The sequence below is a fragment of the Salinimonas chungwhensis DSM 16280 genome, assembly GCF_000378185.1.
Classification (GTDB): Bacteria; Pseudomonadota; Gammaproteobacteria; order Enterobacterales; family Alteromonadaceae; genus Alteromonas; species Alteromonas chungwhensis.
The window spans coordinates 227,818-239,375 of sequence record NZ_KB899376.1; the positions used below are offsets into that span (position 1 = coordinate 227,818).

The 11,558-nt window shown below is 47.8% G+C and carries 9 protein-coding genes; 4 read left to right on the top strand and 5 right to left on the bottom strand.

Going from position 1 to position 11,558, the window contains the following annotated elements; translation table 11 throughout:
• Window positions 1–18: 18 nt before the first annotated feature.
• The 5 genes from F458_RS0101080 to F458_RS0101105 form a co-directional block, all read right to left on the bottom strand.
• Complete coding sequence (locus tag F458_RS0101080; RefSeq protein ID WP_018981519.1) at window positions 19–1,812, bottom strand: efflux RND transporter periplasmic adaptor subunit; 1,794 nt, start codon at window positions 1,810–1,812, stop codon at window positions 19–21.
• Between the two features lie 3 nt (window positions 1,813–1,815).
• Window positions 1,816–3,186, bottom strand: coding sequence for a TolC family protein (locus F458_RS18840; protein ID WP_018981520.1), 1,371 nt, complete (start codon window positions 3,184–3,186; stop codon window positions 1,816–1,818).
• A complete protein-coding gene (locus tag F458_RS0101090; RefSeq protein ID WP_040610048.1) occupies window positions 3,186–3,692 on the bottom strand; it encodes a DUF411 domain-containing protein in 507 nt (168 codons plus the stop codon). The genes F458_RS18840 and F458_RS0101090 overlap by 1 nt, the downstream gene beginning before the upstream one ends.
• A gap of 566 nt (window positions 3,693–4,258) precedes the next feature.
• Window positions 4,259–4,990 (bottom strand): MauE/DoxX family redox-associated membrane protein, encoded by a 732-nt coding sequence (locus F458_RS0101100; RefSeq protein ID WP_018981523.1) that lies wholly within the window; start codon window positions 4,988–4,990, stop codon window positions 4,259–4,261.
• Window positions 4,983–5,513 carry a DUF305 domain-containing protein gene (locus tag F458_RS0101105; RefSeq protein ID WP_018981524.1) on the bottom strand — a complete coding sequence of 177 codons (531 nt, stop codon included), beginning with the start codon at window positions 5,511–5,513 and terminating at the stop codon, window positions 4,983–4,985. Before F458_RS0101105 ends, F458_RS0101100 begins: the two co-directional genes overlap by 8 nt.
• A 326-nt stretch (window positions 5,514–5,839) precedes the next feature.
• Here F458_RS0101105 and gloA point away from each other — a divergent pair, with 326 nt between their 5' ends.
• The 4 genes from gloA (at window position 5,840) to F458_RS20000 (ending at window position 11,556) form a co-directional block, all read left to right on the top strand.
• Window positions 5,840–6,388 (top strand): lactoylglutathione lyase, encoded by a 549-nt coding sequence (gene gloA, locus F458_RS0101110; RefSeq protein WP_018981525.1) that lies wholly within the window; start codon window positions 5,840–5,842, stop codon window positions 6,386–6,388.
• Window positions 6,389–6,569: 181 nt separating this feature from the next.
• Window positions 6,570–8,522 (top strand): GGDEF domain-containing protein, encoded by a 1,953-nt coding sequence (locus tag F458_RS19995; RefSeq protein ID WP_018981526.1) that lies wholly within the window; start codon window positions 6,570–6,572, stop codon window positions 8,520–8,522.
• A 123-nt stretch (window positions 8,523–8,645) separates the two neighbouring features.
• Window positions 8,646–10,130: a bifunctional 2-methylcitrate dehydratase/aconitate hydratase gene (locus F458_RS0101120; protein WP_018981527.1), complete on the top strand. Its 1,485-nt coding sequence runs from the start codon at window positions 8,646–8,648 to the stop codon at window positions 10,128–10,130.
• A gap of 307 nt (window positions 10,131–10,437) precedes the next feature.
• Window positions 10,438–11,556, top strand: coding sequence for an energy transducer TonB (locus tag F458_RS20000; protein WP_018981529.1), 1,119 nt, complete (start codon window positions 10,438–10,440; stop codon window positions 11,554–11,556).
• Window positions 11,557–11,558 lie beyond the last annotated feature (2 nt).

Here is an 11,558-nt window from a genome sequence, read left to right on the forward strand (position 1 = left end):
AGCGCGTATCCTTTGAATTTAATGATGGTCGTGACTGGCGTCTGATTTATCCTTTGCGCCAGGCTGTGACATTATGTGAATGCCAGTGATTAACAGTGACTCATCGTCTTGTCGGGTAACTTCAAAATGTAAGGTTTGATCCGGTGCAAGACTGTCCATATCGACGCTGTCATCGACCGCAAAATCCATCACCATAGCTGGCCACTGCCACGCTTCAACAGGTTCATGGTCGATAGTGACCATGCGGGTTTGGTGCTTAACTGCAGTTACTTTGCCTAAGATAGCAATAGACCTGGGTTTCTCCGGTGCAAACGAATCTTTATCGCCTTGGCCCTGGCCAGCGTAGGACTCTGCTGCAGGACTATTTTTGATCACATGAATAGCTGACACGACGGGCATATCTTGTGTTTTGGTGATTTTGAAGTGCAGGGCAGCATCTGGTTTAAGTTTTTCCATGTCTATGGTCTTGGCGACTGCAAATGTCATAGTCATGGCAGGCCAGGACCATGTTTGCACAGGGGCATGCCTGATGGTGACCTGACGATTCGCGATGCTTTTACCCTCAATAACCCCTTCTGCCCAGGCGGTGTTGTCAGCCTCAGTCGGCGTGTCGATACGGGCAAAATCTGCGGTTTTGCTTGATTCAGAATCAATTAGAAACTGTGCTGAGGTGACAACTTCAGCGCCGGGTTTAAGCCCTTCAAGTATTTCAATGTTATTCTCGCCTGCCCGCCCAAGTGTCACCGCTACAGAGCGAAACTTGCCATCACCCATGGCCAGTACCACCCGATTCATAGTGCCTGTTCGAATAACCGCCTCTTTGGGCACGCTAACAATGCCCGTGTTGTCGGGTAGACTGATATGTACATTAGCCAGCATATTAGGTTTGAGTATCTGTTGAGGATTTTTAAACTTCAATCGTACCGGCAGCGTGCGCGTATCAGGTTTCAGTGAGGGCGCAATGTAAGCAATATTGCCATGCCAGATTTTACCTTTCACCGCATCTACGGTCATCGTTACCGGCATATCGGTTTGCACCGCACTGGCATCTGTTTCATACACGTGTGCTTCTACCCAAACTGAGTCCAAACGAGCGATACTCATCAATGTCATGCCCGGTTTTACGTAAAATCCATCACGGATATTCAGTGCATTTACGAAGCCGCTTTGCGGTGCATAAAATGTAATATCCCTGACGATAGCCCGGCTTTCACTTACCATGCGGATGACATCGGATGACACACCAAGCGCCTTCAGACGCTCTCTGGCTGCCTGAATCAAAGAGGGGTTACCCCGCTTAAGTGCAATTATGAGCTCTTCCTGGGCAGTGACCAGTTGTGGAGAATACAGTGAGTACAGCGGCTGACCCTGTTCAACCGGATCGCCTGCTGCTTTTACGAATTGTTCTTCAATCCACCCCTCTACACGCGGATGAATGTGAACAATTTCATCTTCATCATAAGCAACAAAGCCCACGGTATTGATATCGTTGTTGATAGCAGAGGTGCTGGCAACGGCAGTCCGTACCCCCATATTTTGCTCTACCACGGAAGATATAGTGACTGTACCCGCTGGGGCGTTCTGTTGCTCATTCTGTTTATAAACGGGCACCAGGTCCATGCCCATAGGAGATTTTCCTGGTTTATCTCTGCGGTAACTATCATCCATAGGCGCTACCCAGTACAACGGTTTTTGTTGCGCTGACGCAGTAGTCGTTGGAGTGGTCTCAGTTAACCAAAGATAAGCGCTGACAATAATTGCCCCTGTCAGGGCCCCGGCCAGTAACGAAAATATAATGGATTTGTTAATCATGGATTAGTCCCGGCGGGTTGAACGAACGGGCTCGGACTGAACCAGAAAATAGTTGAGCCGTGCGAGTTGTTTTTGTTTTTCTACCTGAATAGATAATGCCGTTATTTCCGCTTCAAGCTTGTCGATTTGAGCCTGTACCACCTCGGCAAAATCACCGTTATCATTGGTGTAAGCAGTCATGGCCGTTTCAGCCTGCATATCCGCTTGCTCAAGAATATTATCGGTATACAGATTCTGGCGCTGGCTGATATGTTGCAACTGCACGACCTGATTTTGGAAGCCAGCCATAAGCGACTTCAGCGTAAGTAGTTTACGGGTTTTAACCGCCTCGGAGGCATAGATTGACGCGTCCAGGTTATGGTCTTGTCGGTGCCGGGAAAAGAGAGGCAAGTCTACACTGAGCCCTACAGAGGCTAGGTCAGCACGGTTAGTGCCTGCGGGTGTATCATCTCGCCAGCCATAGCTGGCACTGACTTTCCATTGTGGTTTGTATTGTTGTTTAGCCAGCGCCACGTCCTTTTGACTGGCCTGATAAGCCAATTCGATGGCCTGTACAGTAGGATGCATCATAAGATAATTTACGAGCATCTCAGTATTATTGGCGAGCACCGGCAGGGAAACTGAGGTGTTCGCCTGTAGCGTCGGAAGGGTATGAGTCAGCTTTCTGGTTGATATTTTTATCGCAGCACCAGAAAGCCGCAGGGTATCTTTATCGTAACCGACGAGCCACTCACCCAAAGCAGCCAGAGCGGCATCCATTTTCTGAGCCTGTACCGTTATCCGGTCGTCATACCGCATCAGCGCAAGTTCAGCACGTACAATGTCCTGTTGAAGGGCGCCGCCCGCTGCACTTGTATACATTGATTGGGCAATTTCACGCATTTTCTCAAATAAGCTCTGATTACGCAGCAGTAAACGATGAGTTGCTTGCGCCTGATAGGCATCCAGCCAAAGTAGCGTAACCTCGCGCTCTATGATCGCTCGCCGGTTTGCACGTTCGTGTGGACCCATGGCCGCCTGAATAGCAAGCTTCTGCCTGTTCAGCAGGCGTGAGTCGCCACGGGGGAATGCCTGCGATAATCCCACCTGAGCCTGGGTCATATTTTCCTGGCCCGGGCTAAAGGAATCTACCGGTAAATTCATCATAGCAAAGGTCAATGTTGGATCAGGCAGTGCATCAGCGGCGATACTGCGGGATTCAGTGGCATTCTGTTGCAGCCTGTTACTTTGCAGCCAGGGGTCATTTGCTAGTGCTTCGACCACCGCGTTATCCAGTGACAGCGGTGTTGTTTCCTGTGCCGTAGCAGGGCAAAGCAAGCTGGTTAATAAGCTGCACAACAAACCGACGGTTTTTGTCCGTGAGATTGCCGTCATCAGAATTGCTCCCCAGGCTGACTAACTGACGCATAGGGGCGATGGGAGCCGTCTTTTAACAATACTTGTATAGTGTAAGGCTGAAAATGTTCCCCATGCTCCATTCCCGGAGAACCTACTGGCATACCCGGCACAGCCAGCCCGATCGCATTGGCAGGTGGATTGTTCAAAAATCGCTGCATAAATTTGGCGGGAACATGACCCTCAAAAACATATCCTGATGGGGTGACCGCCGTATGACAGGACTGATATTCAGACGAAATGTTATGCGTCTGCTTGATACGCGCCATATCACTGACATTCTGTGCTGTTATTTGCCACAGGGAGTGGGAATGTTCGTCAGTACCTTCTGTTACCGCCTCAAGATGCTTTATCCAGCTTTTGCAACAGCCGCAGGAGGCTGATTTAAAAACTTGCAGTTGTATATTCGAAGGGACCTGAGCAGGCCCTGCCCATGCCGATGTTGTTAAAAAAATAAGATTCAATAAAACACTATAGTTAGCCATACCAACCTCAGTACCGAAAAAAGTAAGCGTAAAGAACACATAGATATTGCGTCCGCACAAACCTCGCTTATATCAGGTCAAATACCTGAAAAAAGAACGGATCTATCCTGGGTCAGGCAACGATGGGTGGGCGAAATAGGGTACTTACAGAAAGCGAAGGCAGCATGAACCGTGCGATTGTATTTGCCTTACGCTGGGTGGGAAGACGTTTCAATTCAGAAATACTGTGCAGTAGTGTAAAGGCTGCACAGGTCCCGGCGGGGCACTGGCAATCCTGCTTGCAACAGGTAGTGTGCACGGTATCAGCAGAATGCAGATCAATATCGCTGTGAGCGGATACCCTAGCAGGCTGAGGTGACTGCGAAAGCCTGTCTGCCACATCGGCGTGGGAAGAGCAGGGAGCATTATCATCCGTCATATTCATTGCAAGAGCTTGCCCAGAGAGTGCTCCTAACATAAGAATTAAACAAAATCGGATTAAGATAGTGACCATGTGAACCTCTGTGACGAGTATGCATAATAGCAAATTTTGCATACTCGTAAACGGTTTCGGTTAAATTAGCGGCTTAATATAAAAGCATAATCAGCCCGCCAGCAATCATAAACAGATTTTCCGACAAGGAAACAAACCCCAGGGGAACGTTACTGTCACCACCAACACACGCGCACTTAAGCTCTCGTTTATCTATATATACTGCTTTGAATACTGAAATAGCACCTACCGTACCGATAAACAGGGAAAAAGGCGCTACCATGAGGGCAGGCAGCTGTGCAAGCATACCTATACCTGCATAAGCTTCCACAAAGGGATATATATAACCATAACGAAGCCATTTCATGGCCAGCAGATCATAGGTAATAAAAGAGTTAGTGAACGAATAAAGATCTTTGAGTTTTTGCACCGCCAGCATAATCATTGAAAAGGCGATGAACAGCATCAGTGAACGAATGGCGAACACGTTGTCACCAACGGCCCATTGCCAGGCAAGCATCATCAATGCGGCGACTGAAAATATAGTTATCACGGGCGTGTAGGTAGTACCGGTTTGTCCGGCCGGGCCTTTATTGAAAAACTTCCTGAGCTCCTCATAACCTCCGATACGCTCGTCATCAATGAAAGTCTGAGGAGTGGTCTCTACATTGTGTTTTTCTTTAAATTTATCAATTTCCTCCCTGGAAGTCAGAGTGTGATCCTCAACCTTATAACCCTTTCTTTCAAGCAGGTCTTTGGAACGCAAGCCGAAAGGGCATTTGTGGTCGGGGGTGGACATACGATATAAAACAGCAGGTTTACTCATAATTCTCTCCTGGCTTTAGTTGACCTTTAAAATCAGGTATTGGCCGCGCACTTGCTTCTTCTGGTGTGGTCGCCTTGCCATTTTGTTGTATATCTTCGATCAACCACTCCATCTCTTTTATTTCTTTGCGCTGGGCTTTAATAATATCATTAGCCAATTCACGCACCCGTGGATCGTCGATATCGCTGCGCTCGCTGGTTAAAATAGCAATGGAATGATGAGGAATCATTGCTTTCATATACGCTGAGTCCGATATGGTCATTTGCGAGCGAAGCAGATAAAGACATAGCGCGAAAAGCACCACAGCGCTGCCAAAAATCAAAATATTGATACGTTTATCTGTATACATTCCCAGCATAAACGCCAGCATGATGACTGCCATCCCAGCGCCCATGTAAAGTGCCATGTAGGTGCGGGTTTCACTGAACCAAATGTGGGAAAGAGCGTAAGTGTTGAGGTACATCATGATAAACATTGCAATAGTAGATACTGCGATCATTGCAAGAAAGCGCGTATATTTCATAAGTAATCCTTACATTTTTGTAATCAAACTCATGCATATTTACATGATTAACAACTTCAGCGCGTTAATAACACGGCTGCGGCCGGTATCTTCCCTCTGTTGTCGCAATATCTGTTCCAGCTAGCGGTTGAAAGTTTATTCAGAAGCTAATGGGGCGGGAATGTTCATCTGTGACAAGTTGGAAACCTTTTGATTTAATCGATAACAGACAGCAAGCTGATGAAGAAAATTGACAGTGAAACACAGTATTTTGGTACATATAGTTTTCACTCTTGAGCGCTGTGTAGCATTAATCATCAATTTTAGACAAGAAAAGAGGACAATCCATGAGTCGACACTTTGAAACCGCCACCGGACTGTGTGAGCAAAAAGACACCGCTACAGACGGCTATGTGTTTAACCAAACGATGCTACGTATTGCTGACCCTGCGCGCTCACTGGATTTTTACACACGGGTGATGGGCATGACTTTGTTGAAAAAGCTGGATTTTAACGACATGCAGTTCAGCCTGTATTTTCTCGCCGCAGGTGAGGATTTTTCAGATATAAGTAAGGATGACAGCGAGCGCACCGCGCAGACCTTCAGCCGGCCCGCCATACTTGAATTAACTCATAATTGGGGGGATACACCTGAAACGGCTGACTATCATAACGGCAACAGTGAACCCAAAGGGTTTGGCCATATTGGTTTTCACGTGCCTGATCTGTCAGCAGCTTGTCAGCGTTTTGAAAGTCTGGACATTCCTTTCCAGAAACGGCCCGATGATGGCGCAATGAAGGGGATTGCATTTATCAGGGATCCTGATGGTTACTGGATTGAAATCTTCGACGCCCGTCAGGTTAGCCAGGTATGTAAACCGCACATGAGAAATTAACGTTGTATTAACGCTGTCTGGCGCCACCTAACTGCCGCCATGAGTCGTTATAGTAGACATAAAAAGAAATATTAAATATGGTTAAACAGGGATGTTTTGCGTAGCACTTTAGTTTTATACTCCTACAATGCAATAGAATTCTACCAGCGGTAATGTTGTGAAGTTAAAGGAGTTAACTCAGATGCGACAATTTGTGCCTGTTCTGCGCGCAACGTTAATGACATTGTACGCTATGTCGCTCACTGTGCTTTCTGCCTTTGCTGTAAATGCGCAGGAATCACAGAATGAAAAATTCCAACGCTACAGCAATCTTGCTCATGCCGTAATTTATAGCTGGGACAGCCCTATAGCCCCGACGAATGAGCAGATAGAGCAGATGCTCAGCCAGGCAGATATCCACGATGACAATACGCCTTTAGGTATTGTTATGAAACATATTCTCGCTTTGAGTCATCAGGGGTTTGATAATGCTCCGGCAACGCTGCCCGGGCAGCCTGTGCAAACCATCCAGCCAGAACACTGGAACTATCTGCGTAGTTTAGATGCCCATCGCTACGCCGCAAACCGAGCCTATTATATATTCTTAAAAGCAATGATTGACTATGACGGTAGCACCAAACGTCTTGAACAATCCGTCCCCGAATTACAGGCACTGAAAACTGAAATGCTTGAAGTTGGCGATAAACAAGCAGTGGCCACCGTGAGCATGTGGCTGGCCAATGAGTTGTCAGAAACTGACCCATTTAAAGCAAAGACTGAAATCGAGTACGCATTGCCGCACTTGTCTGATTTTGACCAGGAGCGCCGAATGGAAACGCAGTTAGACCCTGATCATGCGCACACCTGGCTGGCACAGTTTTATAAAGAGTTTAATATCCAGAGTCGGGTTCTTTATCATGCACGCCAGGATATTGCCGGCGCCCGATCACGTGGAATGTTGCGCACCGAATATTTTGGCGATGCGATTTTTGCCCTCAACCGCATGGCACGGTATGACGAGGCTTTGAGCATGGCTGAAGAAGCCAGGTTTTATGCTCAAAGCAGTGATGATCCCGTCCAGCGAGTGATCGCTAACGCGTATATGTTAAGTGTTTTTACGCATCGTCAGCAGGAAGGAGACAGGGCGCGCATTTACCAGTTGGCTACAGCAGGCGCTGAGACGGACGCCGCGAGCCTGCCGGAGGCCTGGCAAATGTTACCGGCAATATTTCACGCTGTAGCGATGGCAATCGAAGGCACAGAACAAGAGTTTGAAGCAGCCGTCGCCGCTTATAAAGCCATCATTGACCAGCAACTTGAGGCATCCTTTTATCCCAAGCAGATCGATCTGTTGAATCACTACAATTTACGCAGAGTGTATGAACTTCGGGGTGAGCATGCAAAAGCATTACATCATTATGAGATGTACGACCGTACCATGGTTGCTTACAATACAGAGAGCTATGGCGTGTCAAACAGTGATAGTAGCGATCCGCTAAGTAAAGATATTGAGTTTGCTCATTTACGAGTTACAGAGGCCGAGAAAGCGGAACAGGCACTGCGTTTAGAAACGGAACGTCTACGGGTCATTGTCGCCGGCCTGCTGGCTGCGCTACTTGCCGTGGTGGCGATGTGGTTCTGGCAGCGTCAGCGTCGTACTGCACGTCTGGCAGATACGGACTCGCTCACGGGTGCTCTGACGCGAAGAGCTTTCTACAGCGCACTGACAAAATCAACCTATGATAATGCTAAAGCGTGTGTAGTACTTATTGACCTGGACCACTTTAAACAGGTTAATGACAATTATGGCCACGTTGTGGGAGATGAAGTGCTCAGCAAAGTCAGTCGTATCATCCAGACCCGTATTCGAAAAACAGATCTACTGTGTCGCTACGGTGGCGAAGAATTCCTGCTGTATCTTCATAATATTGATAAAGCTGAAGCAGCAAGTCTGTTAGGTGATATTCGACAGTCACTCAGAACCTGTGATTCCTGGAAATCTATCCCGGTACGATTTAATGTGACATTTTCAGCTGGCATTATTCAGGTGGATAAGATTAACGATATTGACGCTATCATTAGCGCCTGTGACGCTCAGCTATACAGTGCCAAGGCGTCCGGCCGTGCATGTACGCGTGCTGTCGAATTTGCATGATTTTCTTTACACCTTTGCGTGTAGTCTTCGACATCTATATCTCATAATCTGCGTACAAAAACAGCACATGCCGTCTGGTTTACTGTAGTCGGCGCTCCAACTGGTAACAAGAGGAAAAAGCTGATGAGTACACAGGGAGAATTGAGCAATCGACCCGAATACGACGAGGTTATTCAGACTATTGCAGATTATGTAATAAATTTCGATATCCAGTCGGAAGAAGCCATGGATACCGCCCGCAACTGTCTAATGGATACACTGGGATGTGGCCTGCTGGCGCTGCGCTTTCCTGAATGTACCAAACATTTAGGCCCGATGGTCTCAGGAACCCAGGTCCCCAATGGGGCGCGGGTCCCGGGTACACAATTTGCGCTTGATCCGGTCAAAGCAGCCTGGGATATCGGGTGTATTATAAGATGGCTGGATTTCAACGACACCTGGTTGGCTGCAGAGTGGGGGCATCCTTCGGATAATCTTGGCGGAATTCTGGCGATGGCCGACTTCATCAGTCAGCAGCGTATCGCCCGCAATGAATCTCCCCTTACTATGGCTGATGTGCTTAAAGCGATGGTCAAAGCGCATGAGATTCAAGGTGTGATCGCGCTGGAAAACAGCTTTAACCGGGTTGGGCTGTGTCATGTACTTCTGGTCCGTGTAGCGACGGTGGCCGTGGTGACCCACATGATGGGCGGCAGCCGTGAACAAATTATGGCGGGTATTTCCCATGCCTGGGTTGATGGATCTGCATTGCGTACTTACCGGCACGCGCCGAATGCCGGATCGCGTAAATCCTGGGCGGCGGGCGATGCCACCTCTCGGGGAGTGCGTCTGGCGGATATCGCTATGCGTGGCGAAATGGGCATTCCCAGTGTTCTCACTGCTTCACAGTGGGGCTTTTACGATGTGGCTTTTAGTCAGACTAACAAAGATTTAGCATTGAAACCTGAACATGAGCGCGAATTTACATTCCAGCGGGATTACGGCACCTATGTCATGGAAAATATCCTGTTCAAGCTTAGTTTTCCTGCTGAATTTCACGCCCAGACCATGTGCGAAGCGGCAGTAACGCTCTACCCGGAGATAAAGGACAGGCTGGATGACATCGATCGTATTGCATTGACTACCCATGATTCAGCTATCCGCATAATCTCCAAGCACGGGACGCTGGCAAATCCGGCCGATCGTGATCATTGTCTGCAATATATGACTGCGGTCCCCCTTATCTTCGGTAAGTTATCAGCAGAGCATTATGAAGATGACTTTCATGCAGCACACCCTATGATTGATGTGCTACGGGAAAAAATGGACGTCCAGGAGGATGCCCGTTACAGCAGGGATTACCATGATCCCGATAAACGCTCCATTGCAAATGCGCTGCAAATCTTTTTTAAAGATGGAACGTCAACCGAAAAAGTCGAAGTTGAATATCCCATTGGTCACCGCCGCAGAAGGCAGGAAGGAATACCGGTACTGGAAGAAAAGTTCCGGGCTAATCTGGCCACGCGGTTTCCCAAAGATCGCTGTGAGCAAATTCTTAATCTTTGTCGGTCACAAAGCGATTTAGAGGCCTTTCCGGTTCATAAGTTTATGGATTTACTGGTTATCTAATATTCTGGCTGTCTTCGCTATCATCGCGCTTGCGTTACCGGCAGACAGTAGCCGTCGGTAACAGGGCGTGAGGCAAACCATTTTTTTCTGGATGGACTGTCAAAACCGGGACCACCTATTAACATCAGCTGTTTTAAAGCGGTGAGGTAAACTAAATGCATGCTCTGCTTACGGTTTTCTTCCAGGCTATCTTGGCGGATAAATTTCTCAGCCAACCAGAGGTAATATAAAAAAAATTACAGCTTGTTTATAGCAAGAAGCTTCGCTACTGTGAATAAATAAACACAGGCAAAAGGAGATTGCTCGTATGGCCCTTACCTCAAAAATTTCATTACCTTTATTACTCGGGGCGCTGGTGGCCTCCGGCAGTGTTTTTTCAGATTCTTTTGATGAGACTTATCGCGCTTTTCAAAATGCCTATAAAGCGCAAAACCTGCCTGAAAGTATTCGGCTTGCCGAAAAAGCCTGGCAACTGGGAAGAGATAATTTTGGGCCAAACAGTGAGTCTGCGGCCAAGCTTCATTTTTCATACGCTAATGTGCTGGCAGTGGCGGGAAAGGATGCACAGGCAGTTACCCATTTTGAAGCTGTGGCTGATGAATATGAATCCATATATGGCGATAGCAGCGTCACAACACTGATGGCGTATGCCGATATCATGCACACTCTGGCAGAGATGCATTTCCAGACCGACGGACGTAATAAGCTATCTGCCAGATTAGGGCGTCTGCTTGTTCTACATATTGACGATGTCGACTATAAAACCTCGGCGGAACGTGCCTTTGCTCACGTAGAGGCGGCAAAGGCGGTGGTGGAGTCATCATCACCCCTGCGCGTGTCACCATCATCACTGCGAAGACTGTTCAAAGATGCAGCCCAATATAGTGAAGAAGAGTGGGGGGAAGCAGATGTCAGGGTTTTAGAATCAAAATATATGTTGGCGGTTGCACTAAGCAATGGCCGGGAGAAAGATGATGCCATTACTTATTTTAATCAGGTGGCGGATATTTTTGACCAGCACCTTACTTATACGCATCCTTATGAACTAGGGGCACATGCAAGACTTGTCGCGCTTTATGAGGATAAGGGGCAATCTGATAAGGCCACTGAACACTGCCGTGCAATCGGACGAATGAAACCATGGCGCGCTGAGCAAGAGCCTGAACCACTTTATCGGGTTCACCCGGAATATCCGAGCGGAGCTGCCCGTGGTGGCCGTGACGGAAGTGCAACACTGTCATTTACAGTGGATCGGGAAGGGTTTGTGCGAAATGTTGAAGTCACAGATACAAAGGGCGGCAGCGCATTTGGCAACGAGGCACAAAAAGCATTGGAAAAATGGCGCTACGCGCCAAAATTTGTAAACGGCGAAGCGGTAGAATCTGAGCCCTTGTTTGTACAATTAGACTTCAAGATAGAACGTTGAAG